General features: G+C 73.0%; 14 protein-coding genes. 7 read left to right on the top strand and 7 right to left on the bottom strand.

Features of this window, described 5'->3' with window-relative positions:
* Positions 1-11: 11 nt before the first annotated feature.
* The 3 genes from ABGB17_RS32635 to ABGB17_RS32625 all read left to right on the top strand — a co-directional run bounded on the left by ABGB17_RS32635 (position 12) and on the right by ABGB17_RS32625 (position 1,374).
* Positions 12-245, top strand: a complete 234-nt coding sequence (locus ABGB17_RS32635; RefSeq protein ID WP_347637037.1) for a hypothetical protein — start codon at positions 12-14, stop codon at positions 243-245.
* Positions 246-407: 162 nt separating this feature from the next.
* The gene (locus ABGB17_RS32630) at positions 408-1,028 is read left to right on the top strand and encodes a TetR/AcrR family transcriptional regulator (protein WP_347637035.1); all 621 of its coding nucleotides are present in this window, start codon (positions 408-410) and stop codon (positions 1,026-1,028) included.
* A 115-nt stretch (positions 1,029-1,143) separates the two neighbouring features.
* Positions 1,144-1,374 carry a DUF3107 domain-containing protein gene (locus tag ABGB17_RS32625; RefSeq protein ID WP_347637033.1) on the top strand — a complete coding sequence of 77 codons (231 nt, stop codon included), beginning with the start codon at positions 1,144-1,146 and terminating at the stop codon, positions 1,372-1,374.
* Positions 1,375-1,774: 400 nt separating this feature from the next.
* Here the strand turns inward: ABGB17_RS32625 and ABGB17_RS32620 are convergent, their stop codons facing one another.
* Complete coding sequence (locus ABGB17_RS32620; protein ID WP_347637031.1) at positions 1,775-2,455, bottom strand: ferritin-like fold-containing protein; 681 nt, start codon at positions 2,453-2,455, stop codon at positions 1,775-1,777.
* A 395-nt stretch (positions 2,456-2,850) separates the two neighbouring features.
* On the opposite strand from ABGB17_RS32620, the gene ABGB17_RS32615 reads away from it, so the two are divergent.
* Positions 2,851-4,599: a DEAD/DEAH box helicase gene (locus ABGB17_RS32615; protein WP_347637029.1), complete on the top strand. Its 1,749-nt coding sequence runs from the start codon at positions 2,851-2,853 to the stop codon at positions 4,597-4,599.
* A 146-nt stretch (positions 4,600-4,745) separates the two neighbouring features.
* Positions 4,746-5,624 (top strand): alpha/beta hydrolase, encoded by an 879-nt coding sequence (locus ABGB17_RS32610; RefSeq protein ID WP_347637027.1) that lies wholly within the window; start codon positions 4,746-4,748, stop codon positions 5,622-5,624.
* Positions 5,625-5,706: 82 nt separating this feature from the next.
* Here the strand turns inward: ABGB17_RS32610 and ABGB17_RS32605 are convergent, their stop codons facing one another.
* Both ABGB17_RS32605 and ABGB17_RS32600 read right to left on the bottom strand, forming a co-directional pair.
* Entirely contained in the window at positions 5,707-5,979 is a 273-nt protein-coding gene (locus ABGB17_RS32605; RefSeq protein ID WP_347637025.1) for a helix-turn-helix domain-containing protein, read from the bottom strand.
* Positions 5,980-6,173: 194 nt separating this feature from the next.
* Positions 6,174-6,650, bottom strand: a complete 477-nt coding sequence (locus tag ABGB17_RS32600; RefSeq protein ID WP_347637023.1) for an NUDIX domain-containing protein — start codon at positions 6,648-6,650, stop codon at positions 6,174-6,176.
* 170 nt (positions 6,651-6,820) lie between these two features.
* On the opposite strand from ABGB17_RS32600, the gene ABGB17_RS32595 reads away from it, so the two are divergent.
* Positions 6,821-7,720 carry an oxygenase MpaB family protein gene (locus ABGB17_RS32595; RefSeq protein ID WP_347637022.1) on the top strand — a complete coding sequence of 300 codons (900 nt, stop codon included), beginning with the start codon at positions 6,821-6,823 and terminating at the stop codon, positions 7,718-7,720.
* Here ABGB17_RS32595 and ABGB17_RS32590 read toward each other — a convergent pair.
* The 3 genes from ABGB17_RS32590 to ABGB17_RS32580 all read right to left on the bottom strand — a co-directional run bounded on the left by ABGB17_RS32590 (position 7,686) and on the right by ABGB17_RS32580 (position 10,121).
* Entirely contained in the window at positions 7,686-8,612 is a 927-nt protein-coding gene (locus tag ABGB17_RS32590) for a PD-(D/E)XK nuclease family protein (protein WP_347637020.1), read from the bottom strand. The genes ABGB17_RS32595 and ABGB17_RS32590 overlap by 35 nt on opposite strands.
* Before the next feature lie 83 nt (positions 8,613-8,695).
* A complete protein-coding gene (locus ABGB17_RS32585; RefSeq protein WP_347637018.1) occupies positions 8,696-9,409 on the bottom strand; it encodes an MBL fold metallo-hydrolase in 714 nt (237 codons plus the stop codon).
* A 76-nt stretch (positions 9,410-9,485) separates the two neighbouring features.
* Positions 9,486-10,121 (bottom strand): DUF6758 family protein, encoded by a 636-nt coding sequence (locus ABGB17_RS32580; protein ID WP_347637016.1) that lies wholly within the window; start codon positions 10,119-10,121, stop codon positions 9,486-9,488.
* Between the two features lie 72 nt (positions 10,122-10,193).
* Here ABGB17_RS32580 and ABGB17_RS32575 point away from each other — a divergent pair, with 72 nt between their 5' ends.
* Positions 10,194-10,592, top strand: a complete 399-nt coding sequence (locus ABGB17_RS32575) for an NUDIX domain-containing protein (protein WP_347637014.1) — start codon at positions 10,194-10,196, stop codon at positions 10,590-10,592.
* Between the two features lie 15 nt (positions 10,593-10,607).
* On the opposite strand, the gene ABGB17_RS32570 is transcribed toward ABGB17_RS32575, so the two are convergent.
* Complete coding sequence (locus ABGB17_RS32570; RefSeq protein WP_347637012.1) at positions 10,608-12,923, bottom strand: hypothetical protein; 2,316 nt, start codon at positions 12,921-12,923, stop codon at positions 10,608-10,610.
* Between the last annotated feature and the right edge of the window lie 1,602 nt (positions 12,924-14,525).

Genomic DNA, 14,525 nt, shown 5'->3' with positions numbered 1-14,525 from the left:
AGGGACGCACCATGTCGGAGATGGACGTGACCGGGGATGGCCGCCCAGTGGACGCGCTGGACCCTCTGGACGACATCCTGGACGAACTGGAGACCGAGGTGCCCGAGGCCGACGCCGTCGAGCAGCACCGGGTCATCCGCGCCGACCAGCGGGAATGGCCGCTGGAGATCCGTTACGACGTGGACCCCGCAGACGCCGTCGACCAGGAACGTGAGGTCGACCTCGGCGACGACGACTATCGCTGAGCAGGTTACCCGTGCGTAGGATGTGTACCCCCGGGCCTGGCCCCGGGGGAAGACGAGGGGCAGGAGGCCTGGGCGGCACCGGGCCGGCGGCAAATCGACCAGCATGAAACGCCTGAGCGCCTACCGAGGGCGTGGCGCGTGAATCGTCCCAAGGAGAATCCCGTGACCGCTACCCCGGACGCCAAGCCCCGGGGCACCCGGCTGCCCCGGATGGCCCGACGCCGACAGTTGCTCGACGCGGCGCAAGAGGTCTTCGTGGAGAACGGTTACCACGCGGCCGCCATGGACGAGATCGCCGAGCGGGCCGGCGTCAGCAAGCCGGTGCTCTACCAGCACTTCCCGGGCAAGCTCGAGCTGTACCTCGCCCTGCTGGACCTGCACGTCGAGGACATGACCACCCGCTGCCGCGAGGCGCTCGCCTCCACGACAGACAACAAGCAGCGCGTGCAGGCCGCCATCGGGGCGTTCTTCGACTTCGTGTCCAGCCAGGGTGAGGCGTTCCGGCTGGTCTTCGAGTCCGACCTGCGCAACGTGGCGCCGGTGCGCCAGCGCGTGGAGCGCTCGCTGCGCGAGAGCGCCGAGATGATCAGCCAGGTCATCCAGGAGGACACCGGCTGCTCCAGCGACGAGGCGCACCTGCTCGGCGTGGGCCTGGTCGGCATGGCCGAGGTCAGCGCCCGCTACTGGCTGTCCCAGCACGGCTCCATCCCCAAGGACATGGCGACGCAGCTCATGGCGCGCCTGGCCTGGCGGGGCATCAGCGGTTTCCCGCGCACCACCTGATCTCACACCCGGCCCGCCCTCGTTGTTCGCTTGACGCGATCAGAGGAGGCGGCATCGCCCACCGGGGGACACGATGGGATCGACCACCCCTTGCCGAGGCCGGAAAGGCACCCCGATGGAAGTCAAGATCGCAGTACGCTCCGTGCTCCGCGAGCTCGTCGTCGAAGTCGAGCTCACCGCCGAGGAGGTCGAGCAGGAGCTGCGCAACTCCCTCGCCGCCGACCGCGGGGTCTTCACCCTCACCGACGTGAAGGGCCGCCGCGTGATCGTGCCCGTCGCGTCCCTCGGCTTCGTCGAGATCGGCGAGGACGAGAGCCGCGTCGTCGGCTTCGGCGGCACCCGCTGATCTGACCGGGCCCGGCCGGGCCCGGCCGGTCCGGGCCGGTGCGGGCTCGTCCGGCATCCCGAGGCGGCACCCTTCCATGAGGGTCACCGCCCGCCGAGGCCGGGCACCGCCCGTTCTTCAGGACCCCCGGGTCACAGACCCGGGCAGACGTCCCGCCCTCCCAGGGAGCACCCACAGGGGCGCCGGGGTCTGCGCGCGCCGTCCCGCTTGCGGGCGGCGGCGGGACAGTCGGCGCACTCCCTGCGGAGCACGGGCCGCGAGGTCCAGCGATCAGGAGCACATCTCGTCATGGAACTGCCGTAGCGGCGCGAGGCCCTCATGTCTCGACGCTACAACCGCCGGGGGCGTTCGCGCCGCTCGATCAGCCAGCCGATCCCCGAATCACGGGAATCACACTTCTCTACGGCCCCGGTACGAGGCCGAGAGCCGACATGCGCTTGCCGTGTTCCTCGGTGAGGCGGGAGAACAGCCGCCCGATGCCCACCAGCCCGGCGTCCGCGGCGCCCTCCGCCGCCGGGTCGCCGGCCACCAGGAGCAGGGCGAGCTCCGGGCGGGTGGCGGCGAGCCGGTGGGCCTGGCTCAGCGCCTCGCCGACCAGGCGCCGCGCCCACAACGCCAGCCGCCCGGCGTCCTTGGGGTTCTCCGCCAGGGCCGCGCGCACCCGCTCCACGGCGAACTCCGACCGGTTCTCCTCGGCCAGCACCTCGTCGACCAGCTTGCGGGTCTCCGGCTCGACCTGCCGCGCCGCCTCCCGGTAGAAGTCGCCCGCGATCCCCGTGCCGACGTAGGCCTTCACCAGCGCCTCCAGCCAGTCCCCCGGCTTGGTCTGGGCGTGCCAGTCGTCCAGTGGCGCGACGAACGGCGCCATCGCCGCCTCGGGGTCCTCGCCGAGCCAGGCCAGCCGGTCGCGCAGCAGCCGGAAATGGGCGTATTCCGCCGCCGCCAGGTCGCTGAGCGCGGCGCGGTCCGTGAGCGAGGGGGCGAGGGCCGCGGCGTCCTCCGCGAGCTTGAGGAACGCGGTCAGCTCCGCGTAGGCGAGCACACCGAGCAGGTCGACGACACCGGGAGGGGAATCACTCATGAGGGCAGCGTAGCCCCGGTCCCCGCCGCGTGACCTCGGTCGCGACGCGCCGGACGACGACCACTTACCATCTGGAACACGAAGAAATCGGCTCGCAGTTGTGGTATCGAGTACACTGCTCTGTAAGAGTGCGACCGCAGTATGTCATCCAGGGCGTTTCGCCCCACTGATTAACCCCCGCGAGAGATCCGCGGCGGTCGCCCAGACGAGATGAGGGTTGGCTTGTCCGCGCGGACCGGCCCGGGGAGAACGCTCCGGCCCGCGGTCCCGGAGCCCGCCTTCGCAGGAGACTTAGGCAGGCAGAGCTGACCACGTTCAAGGACCTTGGAGTCATACCGGAGATCGCCGATGCCCTGGAGACAGAAGGCATCGTCTCTCCCTTCCCCATTCAAGAGATGGCTTTGCCCATCGCGCTCGGCGGCCACGACGTCATCGGCCAGGCGCGTACCGGCACCGGCAAGACCTACGCCTTCGGCGTGGCGATGCTCCAGCGGGTGGGCAAACCGCGCAAGAACCGCAAGAAGCCGCGCGGCCTGGTGGTCGTGCCGACCCGCGAGCTCGCCCTGCAGGTGACCGAGGACCTTCTGGTCGCCGGCGGCAAGCTCGGCTCGCGCATCCTCACCGTGTACGGCGGACGCGCGTACGAACCGCAGATCGAGTCCCTCAAGCAGGGCGTGGACGTGATCGTCGGCACCCCCGGCCGGCTGCTCGACCTCGTCAGCCAGAAGCACCTCGACCTCAGCCAGGTGTCCATGCTGGTGCTGGACGAGGCCGACCGCATGCTCGACCTCGGCTTCCTGCCGGACATCGAGCGCATCATCAAGCTCATCCCGGCCGAGCGGCAGACCATGCTCTTCTCTGCCACCATGCCGGGCGAGATCGTCACGCTGTCCCGGCGGTACCTCGCGCGGCCCACGCACGTGCGGGCCGAGAACGCCGACGCCGACAGCGACAGCCCGTCCACGACCACGCAGTTCGTCTGGCGGGTCCACCGCATGGACAAGATCGAGATCCTCGGCCGGGCGCTGCAGTGCGACGGCCGGGGCCTGACCATGGTCTTCTGCGAGACCAAGCGGGCCTGTGACATGGTCTCCGAGCAGCTCAGGGAGCGCGGGTTCGCCGCGGCCGCCGTGCACGGCGACCTCGGGCAGGGCCAGCGCGAGCAGGCGCTGCGCGCGTTCCGCAACGGCAAGATCGACGTGCTGGTGGCCACCGACGTCGCGGCGCGGGGCATCGACATCGACGACGTCACCCACGTCGTCAACTACGACTGCCCGCAGGACGAGAAGACCTACGTCCACCGCATCGGCCGCACCGGCCGGGCGGGCCGCACCGGTGTGGCGGTGACCTTCGTCGAGTGGGAGGAGCTCACCCGCTGGAAGGTCATCAACAACACGCTCGGGCTGGACTTCGCCGAGCCGGAGGAGTCCTACTCCACCTCGCCGCACATCTACGCCGCCCTCGGCATCCCCGAGGGCACCAGGGGCGTGCTGCCGCGGGCCAACCGGTCGCGGGCCGGGCTGGACGCCGAGCGCATCGAGGATCTCGGTGAGACCGGCCGGCACCGTACCTCGCGCCGTGACGAGCGTGATCGTGATCGTGAGGAGCGCCATGAGCGGCCGTCCCGCAACCGGCAGCGCCGCCGCACCCGCGGCGGTCAAGCGCTCGGCGCCGGGGAGGAGGCCGCTGAGACCGTCCTCACGCCGGAGCCGGTCGCCGTGGAGCCGATCGCCGTGGAGCCCGTCGTCGTCGCCGACGTCCCCGCCGAGGCACCGGCCGTGACCCGCCGGGTCGCGCGCCGCCGGCTCCCGGAGGAGGGCGACGTCCTCGCCGCCACGCCGCCGGTGCGCCGGGTGCGCAGGGGCGCCAACCGCTCCGCGCTCTCCGAGGCCCTCGCCGACGCCCCCGCGCCGGTGGTGGACGACTGGGACGACGAGCAGGACGACTGGGACGACGTGGACGACACGCCGGAGGTGACCGCCGTCCCGCGCCCGGAGCCGGAGCGGATCATCCCCGAGTCGCCGTTCATGGTGGTCTTCCGCTCGCCCGACCTCGCCACCGAGGACGAGGAGGTCGCGCCGTCCGCCGCCTCCGAGCGGGGGCAGCGCCGCCGCTCGCAGCAGCGCGGCGGCCGCAGGGGGTAACGCGAGATGAGGGGGTACGGCCGGGTCCGTCCGCGTGACGGGTCCGGCCGTGGAGGAGTGCGAGGCAATGTGGAAAGGCAGCCACGCGACCGGCACGGCGACCTCGGCGGTGATGCCGGCGTGAATCCCCAGTATCGTGGTGCCGTGTGAGCACGCCGCGCTTCCTGACGCTGCCTCCGGGTGTCCGTCCTCAGCAGATCGAGACGCCGGTGGGCGCCTTCGCGGCGCTGGAGGCCCTGCCGCTGCACGGCGTGCCCGAGCGGCTGCCCGCGCTGCTGGTACCCGGCTTCACCGGCAGCAAAGAGGACTTCATCGCCATCCTGCAGACCCTCGCCCACGCCGGGCGCCGCATCGTGGCGATCGACATGCGCGGCCAGTACGAGACCAAGGGCCCCGACGACGCCGCCGCCTACACCTGCGAAGCCCTCGGTGAGGACATCGACCACGTGGCCGCCGCGATCGGCGGCGGCGAGCCCGTCCACCTGGTCGGCCACTCCTTCGGCGGCCTCGTCACCCGTGAGACCGTGATCGGCGGCGCCACCAAGCTGGCGTCCTACACCCTCATGAGCTCAGGCCCCGCCGGCATCACCGGCCAGCGCGAGAAACTCTGCCGCGCCCTGCTCAGCGCCCTCCCCGAGGTGGGCCTGGAGTACCTCTGGGCCAACCGCATCGAGCCGGACGCCATCGCGGCCGGCGTCCCCGACGACATCCTGGCCTTCCTCCGCACCCGGATGTTCGCCAACTCCCTGACCGGCCTCTCCACCATGGCCGAACAGGTCCTGGACGCCATCGACCGGGTGGACGACCTCCGCGAGGTCGACGTCCCCACCCTGGTCCTCTACGGCGAGCACGACGACGGCTGGACCCCCACCTCCCAGGCGGAAATGGCCGACCGCCTGGAAGCCGACTGCTTCGTCGTCCCCGGCGCGGCCCACTCCCCCGCCGTGGAGGCCCCCGAGACCACCGCCCACACCCTGACCCGCTTCTGGAACCAGTCAGAACGCCACCTGCTGCACAACCCCTGACCCAGTGCTCCTCACCGGGCGAGGTGGACACGGACGCCGAGTTTCCCGCCCCGGGGTGAGACCCGACCTGCCACTCCCGGGGCTACTCCTCCGCCAGCACGAGGGCGAGGAGGCCCGGGAAGCGGGCGTCGAACTCAGGGCGGCGCAGGCGGTTGAGGCGCCGGGGCCCGGCGTCGAGCTGTTCCAGGAGCCCCGCGGCGCGCAGGACCGCGAAGTGATGGCTGGCGGTGGCCTTGGAGACGGGAAGGTCGAAGGCGCCGCAGGCCCGGGTGAAGTCCGGCCCGGTGGACAGCTCACGCACGATGGAGCGCCGCACCGGGTCGGCGAGGGCGTCCAGCGCGTCCTGGAGGGTCACCTCGGACGGATCGGTGTGAACCGGGATCCGGGTGCGGCGTACCGGGGCCTGCTTGACGATGGCGGGCCTCCCATCGGACTCGGGGACGAAACCGTGATCTTATCCGGCGTCATCGGATACGGACCTGGAGTTCCACCGGTTCGCCCCGTTCGTAGCCTAGGTAATCAGACCCACTCGCGTCGGCATGTCTCAGGTCATTCACTCCTATTGGTAAGCCCCTGCAGCGGCTCCCTGAGAATCAACCGCCGATGCAGCTCCTGCAGCCCCTCAGGCAGTTCCCCCGGAGCGAACCACCCGGCCTCCAGGACCTCCATCGGGTCGACCCGCAGCGTGCCCCCCACGAACCGCGCCTCGTAGGCGATCTCCATCCGCATCCGGTACCCGCTCCTGAGATAGGCCAGCCCTCCCACCTTCACCTCGAGCCCCGTCTCCTCCCGGACCTCCCGCACGACGGTGTCCTCGAAGCTCTCCCCCCGCTTCGCGTACCCCCCGGGCAACCCCCACGGCCGGGTCCGCGGCCACATCCGATGCTTCAGCAGCAGCACGTTCCCGTCCACGTCCCTCACGACCCCCGTGACCCCCACCACGAACTTGGCGTGCCGCAGATAGACGACCCGCCACTGCAACGGGCCCGCCAGGGCATGCCAGACCCGCGCCACGAGCCGTTTCACGTGATACCTCCCGCATGGTGATGGGTCGCCGCCTCGCCCTAGCCTGCCAGGGCTTCGCGGAAGGCTCGTCCACGCGACACGGACCTGGGGATGTGCGGTGCGGGGCGCCTTGATAGAAATGCGCCGAAGGCGGCGATTCGGGGATGAGTACTCCGGAGAGGAGGGGGGCGATGGCCGGCAACGATCTCGAGGGGGTCGTGGTGCAGCCGCCGTCCTCCGTCAGCTGGGTGGTGCATGTCTCGCGGGCCCTGTGGGTGGGGGGTGTTCGGGGGCTGATGTTGCAGGCGTTGCATCCTTCGGCGATGCGAGGGGTGTGGCAGAACTCGGATTTCCGGGAGGATCCGGTCGGGCGGTTGCTGAGGACGGCCGACTTCGTGGGGAGGGTGACGTTCGGGAGTCCGCAGGAGGCGGAGGCGGTCGGTCAGCGGGTTCAGCGGGTGCATCGGGGGTTGCGGGTCCGGGAGCCCGGCGGGCGGGTCTCCCGGGTGGACGAGCCTGAGCTTTTGTTGTGGGTGCATTGCGCGGAGGTGGTGTCCTATTTGGAGACGGTGGTGCGGGCGGGGGTCGGGCTGAGCCGCGGGCAGGCTGATCGGTATCTGTTCGAGCAGCGGCGGAGTGCTTCGTATGTGGGGTTGCGGGAGGAGGACGTGCCGGGGTCGGTGGCGCAGATGCGGGAGTACTTCCGGGGGGTGCGGGGGCGGCTGGAGGTGACGCCGGAGGCGGCGGCCGCGGTGCGGTTCCTGGTCTCGCCCGCGTTGCCGGAGTCGTTGCGGCACTTGCGGCTGGGGAAGCCGCTGTACTGGCCGTTCGGGGCGTTGTGTTACTACACGCTGCCGCGGTGGGCGCGGCGGATGTACGGGTTCCTGCCGCCGGTGCCGGACGCGGCGGTGACGGTGGCGTTGCGGGGGTTCCGGCAGGCGTTGGAGATGGTGCCGGAGACCGTGTACGAGAAGGTCTTCATGCCGGGCACGCGGGAGATGCTCGACGGGGCGCGCGAGCGGCTGGCGGCGGCCGGGTACGACATGAGCGGGGGGCTCAGAGGGCTGCGGGATCCCCGCCGGTGGCCTTGACGTCCTCGTCCGGGTCGGCGAGGCCGTCCCAGGGCCGGCGCGGGGAGCCGGCGGCGCGGCCTTCGGGGCAGTGGTTGCGGTAGTCGCACCAGGAGCAGATGGGGCCGGGGCGGGCGGGGAACCGTTCGTCCAGGCGGGCGGTCCTGGCGGGGCCCGCGCCGGTGCCGGGCGGGTGCTCCTCGCGGAGGGCGCGGTAGGACTCGTCGGCTTCCGAGGCTTCCTGGGCGAGGTCCTCGGCGCGGGAGAGGTGGCGGCGCAGGGAGGCGTCGGTGTGGGTCCACGTGGCGGTCGTGGCGGTGGGCAGGTGGTGTAACTCGACCTGGTGGCAGGGGCGGTGCAGGACGCGGGAGCTCGCCATGGCGTAGATGGCCAGCGCGAGGGAGGACCGGGCGTCGTCCTCGGTGAGTGGGCGCCGGCCGGTCTTGTAGTCGACGATCACGAGCTCGTCGCCGCGGCGGTCGATGCGGTCCACGCGGCCGGAGACGGCGATCACGGACGTGCGGGTGGCCACGGTGCGTTCCACGCCCACCGGCTCGTCTGAGGGGTCCAGCGTGCCCGTGTACGACATCACCATGTCGCGGGCACGGTCACGCCACTCGGTGGACTGCTCGTCGTCGCGGAAGCCCTCGGTGATCCAGCCGCGGGTCAGCAGGATGCCGGCCACGGCGGGCGTGCGGCGTTCGTACGGCTCGCGCCACCACGCCGCGAGGGCGTTGTGCACCGATGCGCCGACGCTGTTGTGCGCCCACGGCGGGCCCTTGGGCGGCGCGGGACGGTCGAGGTACGTGTAGCGGTAGCGCCTCGGGCAGTCCAGCCAGGTGTTCAACCGGGACGGCGTGCACGAGTACAGCCGTCTCGGCATGCCTTCGAGTTCGAGACCGAGTTGCCGCACGGCGGGCTGTGGCTCCTCTCGGAGGGACCGCCGGGCCCGTGGCACGTGAGGGGCCCGGCCGGGTGATCGGGGGGTGGGCCGGCTCAGTCGTCGTCGAGGCCGAGCTTGATGCCGGAGACCTTGGTGCCGTCCGCGAGCGGGCCCTCGGCGGCGGTGGTGGTCTCACCGGTGAGCGAGCCCGAGAGCCAGTCGTCGAAACGAGGCTCCAGGTCGCCGATCGTGGTCTCCTCGCCGTGCGCGGGCAGCACCCTGGTGTCGTGCGGCAGGGTGAAGAGCCGCTCGCCGATGGCGGTCAACTGGTCCGCGAGCGCCGGGTACTCCCCGCCGATCTTGCCGGGGCCGTCCGCCTGCAGCGTCTTGCCGGTGAAGACGACGCCGAGCGCCTCGACGTACAGGCACACGCCGCCCGGGGTCACGCCGGGCGTGGCGATGACCTCCAGCTCGACGTCGGCGACGCCGAACAGGCCTTCGTCCTCCATGTCGATGTCGGGATAGGTCTCCTGCCAGGTCTCCCGCCAGACGCGGCGGTCCTTGCGGTTGAGGGCGATCACGGCCTCGTCGCGCGCGGCCACCTCGATGGCCCCGCCCACGTGATCAGGCAGGCCGTGAGTGCACACGACGGCCAGCACCTCGCGTTCGCCCACGCTGGAGAGGATCGTCTCCGCGTCGCGCGCGGGGTCGATGACGATGACCTCCGCGTCGTCGCCGATGATCCAGGTGTTGTTCTCGACCTTGTGCTCGGCGCCGTCGACTGTCACGACGCCCTCGGTCACCACTCGCTCGATACGCGCTGTCACGGCCACGACCTTACCGAACACTCGTGCCCCTCAGGGCGAGCAAACCGATGACGTTCCGCCGCGACCGGCCCCGATGTCACGGTTCCTCACCGAGCCGCGGTGAGAAAGCCCCGAACGGGAGGTCGAGTTCCTGGTCCCGCTCTGTCAGGTCCCGCAGCAGGAACTCGGCGAGCGTCAGCAGCCAGCCCGCCTCGGTGGGCCACCCGACGATCCACAACCAGTTTCCCATGGCCTCGCCGACGTACGCCGCGCGGTCCGGCAGGCCCTCCACCCACCACAGCGGCGTGGGGTGGCCGTTCGCCTCGATCTTGGCGTTCGGCGGGCCGTCGTCGAAGCCGGGGCCGGGGTCGGGGCCGTCCAAGCCGGCGAACGCGGCGCCGAGGCCCATGCCGGGCTCCTCGGCCACGATGAGCAGGTCGGCGGGGCCATGGGTGACGGACGGCCCTGATAGCGCGACGACGCCGGCACGGGCCCCTGAGCGTTCGTCGCCCGCGTCGCCGAAGCCGGTGACCAGCCACCCGGTGGGCAGGGGCCACGGCAGCCAGAACGGCACTCTGGCGATTCTGGTGACCAGGTCGAGCGCCTCGGGGGACGGCCGTCTCGGCCGGTACGGCAGGACCGAACCGTGCACGGCACAGCGCCACGCGCTGGACCACGCGCTGGGTGGACGCAGTGCGCCGAAGCAGCGGGGGCAAGTGGGCGCGGCTCTCACAGTTACCCACGGTGCTTCCGCCGGTGCGGGGAAGTCAAGGCCCTACCCGTTATCTCGGCGTAATCTTGGTACATGCGGGTGAGGTGCGTGGGCGGCGTCGTGCTCGACGGCGCGGGCCGCTTCCTGCTGGTACGCCGCGGGCGCCCGCCCGGTGAGGGCCTGTGGTCGCTGCCCGGGGGGCGGGTGGAGGCAGGGGAGTCCGACGCCGAGGCGCTGCGGCGCGAGCTGCTCGAGGAGACCGGTCTGGCGGTGACGGTGGGCGATCTCGCGGGCACGGTGGAACGTCCAGGGCCCGGGGGCGTGGTGTACGAGATCCACGACTACCTGGCGACCCCGCAGGACGGCACACCCCGTCCAGGGGACGACGCCGCCGAGGTGGGGTGGTTCGCCCCCGCCGACATGACCGGGCTGCCGCTCACCCACGGGCTGCTGGACGCGCTCACGGCCTGGCGCGTGCTGGACCCCCGCTGAGTCGACGGCGGGCCGTCACCGGCTGAAGGTGGTGCGCCACAGGGTCAGGTGGTCGGTGGTGTAGGTCGTGGAGCGGCCGATGGCCACCACGCGGTCGCCGATGACGGCGATGGCGCCGAGCCACTGGGCTCCGTCACCGGTCATGCCCTCGCCGGTGAGCGCGTGACGCTGCCAGTCCAGGCCGTCGCGGGACGTCCACACGGTGGCGTCCTGGGTGGCGGGGGCGCCGTAGGAGCCGACGGCGACCAGGCCGGACGGCGACGAGCTCATGTCGAGCACGGTCGCGGTGTCGTCGGCGGGCAGCCAGGAGTACTCCCAGCTCTCCCCGTTGTCCCCGGACACCGCGGCGAACGGCCGCTCTCCGCCCTTGTCGTTGGTGGCCGTGCCCACCGCGATCACGTCGCCGTCGCGGACCACCACCCTGCGCAGCGCCGCCGAGCGTGCGCCGTCCGGCACCACCCGCTTGCGTGCCGTCCAGTTCAGGCCGTCCTCCGACACCCACACCACGCCGGAGGTACGGCCCGCGGTGCCCGAGCCGCCGACCGCCAGGTAGCCGTCATCGGTCGCGGTGACGTCCTCGATGCGCACGTCGGCGCCCCCGGCGGGCAGGCTCTGCGGCGCGGACCGCGAGAACCGCTTGAGGTCGGCGGTGAACCACAACGCGGCGACCACCCCGCCGGGGCCGCTGTCGTCGCCCGCCAGCACGTACCCCTTGGGCCCGGCCGCGACCACCCGCGGCACCACGGCGTACCGGCCGGACGCGCCGAGCGCGGGCGACTGCGGCGCGGGACGCCAGTCGCGGCCGTTGGCCGAGACGGCCAGCAGCGGGCGGATGAACGCCGAGTCCGCGGTGGCGCTGCCGACCGCGAGCCAGCCCGCCGGGCCGTGCGCGACGTCGTTCAGCGACTGGCGTCCCGCGCCGCCGAGGGACGGAGGGCCGGCGGGGCGCCAGTTCTGGCCCGTGGGGCTGGTCCAGATGCCGGCGTCGCCCTTGACCGAGCCGACGGCGACGAACGTCTCCCCCGCCGCGACGAGCGCCGCGGTGTCCCTGGCCTGGCGGGTCAGCCCGTCGACCTCGGCCAGCGGGACCGGCGCGGCGGCCTTGCCCTTGGCGGCGGTCATGAGCACCGCGAGGTTGTCCAGGCCGTCGGCGCGCTGGTCCCCGGCGGCGACCAGCGTGCCCGCGTCGGTGATGGCGAGGCCGCGCAGGGTGCCGGGGATCTGGCCGAGGTCGGTGCTCTCGGTCCACTTGCTGCCGTCGTCGCTGGTGAAGACGGCGTACCGCTCCCAGCCTGACTCGGCGACCGCCGCCACACCCGCCTTGGACGTGGCGAGGCCGCGCACGCCGGTCGCCTCCCGGCCGAGGCCGCCGATGACGCCGCACTGACGCCACTCGTCGCCGAGCTCGGAGCAGTACACCTTGACCTTGCCCGCCTCGGGCTCCTGGAGCGTCGGCACCAGAACGAAGCCCTTGCCCGTGGCGGCGAGCGCGCCAGGCTCGGGACGGACGCCGGGGAGCGCGGCGGCGGTGCGCAGCCAGGTGCGGCCGCCGTCCGGGGAACGCAGGATGACCGAGGTCTTCTCGTCCTTGCCGGGGTCGGCGAGCGCGACGACGGCGTCGCCGCGCGCGGCCACCGCCCTGATGGCGCGCACCTTGTCGGTGGTGCCGATGTCGCGGGTGTCCACGCGGCTCCAGCTCTGGCCGTCCGGGGAGACCCAGGCGACCGGGCCGTAGCCGTCGGGGAGCGCGGTGGAGCCGACGGCGACGAAGCCCGTCTCGGTGCGGGCCAGGTCGGTGATGCGGTCACCGCTCCAGAACGGGGTGAGGCGGGCCGGGTCGACGGCCGTCCACGTACCGCCGTCGGTGCTGGTCCACATGCCGCGCGCGGCCGGCCCCGCGGCGCCCGGGGCCTCGGTGCCCGCGGCCAGCCACAAGCCGTTCCCACCGGCGACACGGCCCGCGGCCCTGGCCTGCTGGTACCCGGCCGGGCCCGACACCCTGCCGAGCCGCCAGGTACCGCCGCCGTCCTCGGACACCAGGAAGAGAGGCCGGGGCACCGGGCTGGTGGTGTCGCTGCCGACGGCCACGACGGTCGACCCCACGGACGTGACGGCGCTGAGCACCTGCCGCGAACCGCTCCCGCTGGTGCCCGCCGGCGCCACGAACGCCTGGTCCCCCGACCCGCCGTCCCCCGCGGCCAGGCGCAGCCCCGAACCGGTCGGGGAGTTCACCCAGTTGACGATCACCAACCCGAGCCCCGCCGCCGCCAGCAGCACGACCACGACGAAGACCGGCGTCAGCAGCCCCCGCCCCGCCCGCCGAGGCACCACGGTCCGCCGCGGCCCCCCGGCCGGGCGCGTGGCGGTCGCCTGCCCCCGGTGGTGCCGCCCCCGCCCACGCCCCCGCGGCGGCCCCGAGGCCACCAGGACGTCAGGCTGCGGCGGCCTGGAAGCCAACGGCCGCCTCGGCGTGGCGGGACGCCCTCCTGGGGGCCGTCCGATGCGTTCATCGGTGGAGCCGGGATCGTCTGGCATGTCCGTGGTGTAGGTGATCTCCGGCTCCGCGGGGATGTTCCGCCCCACCCGGATACCGGACACCCCCCCACCGTCCCGCTGCCCGACAAACCCGGCCTGAGCCGGAGCCGGCGGCTCGTGATGCTCCGCATACCGAGCACCGGCCGCATACCCCGCCGCGTACCCGCCCCTCCCCCCGTCCGGCGCCTCCCCGGCGTACCCGGCCCCGGCGGGATACCCGACAGCCGCCTCCTGACCCGACTCCGCCCCTCCGGCATACCCCGCGGCAGCCCTCTCGTCGTACCCCGCGGCCGACGCCTCGGCACGATCGTCCACCGCCCCACCGGCGTACCCCGCGGCCGACGCCTCGGCTTGATCGTCAGCCGTCCCTCTGGCGTACCCCGCGGCCGACGCCTCGGCTTGATCGTCAGCCGTCCCTCTGGCGTACCCCGCGGCAGCCCTCTCGTCGTACCCCGCAGCCGTCCCACCGGCGTACCCCGCCGCCGTCCCACCGGCGTACCCCGCCGCCGGCGCCTCGGCACGATCGTCCACCGTCCCACCGGCGTACCCCGCGGCCGGCGCCTCGGCGCGGCCGGCGGCCGTTCCTTCGGCGGAGCCGGCCGCCGTCGCCCCGGCGTCGCCGGCCGCGTCAGCGGCGCCGGCGGCAGCGGGCCCTGAGTGGGGATCAGTCTGAGTGTTGTCACGGACAGGGCCACTCGCGTGCCGTGGCCGGGGCCGGCGTGGGGGTCCGGAGGCAACGAGTTTGTCCGGACGGTCCACCAGGCGGCGGCGCGGCGTGGGCCGCGTAGGAGGCTCTGAGGACGCTTCGTCGTACGGATCGTAGGACTGTTGCCCGCCCTGGCCCGCCGGCCAGCCATGTCCCTGATCACTGGCCTGCCTCTCGGCGGCGTACGGATCCGCGGCCGGGTACCCGGGAGCGTACGGACCGGCGTCCGGGTACCCGGGGTCGTACGGGTCGGCGGCCCCCCTCTGGGCGGCGTACGGGTCCCCGGCGGGAGGCGCTGGGGGTAACGCTTCCGGCGGACGCTCGGAGGCGAAGGGGTCGGCGGCCTGCCTCTCGGCGGCGTACGGGTCAGTGGCGGGGCGATCGGGGGTGTACGGGTCGGTCGCGGGGCGATCGGCAGCGTACGGATCGGCGGCCGGGTACCCAGGGACGTACGGGTCAGTGGCGGAGCGATCGGCGGCGTACGGGTCGGTCGCGGAGCGATCAGCGGCGTACGGATCGGCGGCCGGGTACCCGGGGGCGTACGGATCGGTCGCGGGGCGATCAGCGGCGTACGGATGAGCTGCCGGGTACTCAGGCGCGTACGGGTCGGTCGCGGGGCGATCGGCGTACGGATCGGTGGCCGGGTGCTCGGGGGCGTACGGGACGGCGGGGGTGGGGGTGCTGTGGCGGGG

It is taken from the genome of Sphaerisporangium sp. B11E5 (assembly GCF_039871875.1).
Lineage (GTDB): Bacteria > Actinomycetota > Actinomycetes > Streptosporangiales > Streptosporangiaceae > Sphaerisporangium.
This window is presented reverse-complemented; position numbering and strand designations above follow the sequence as displayed.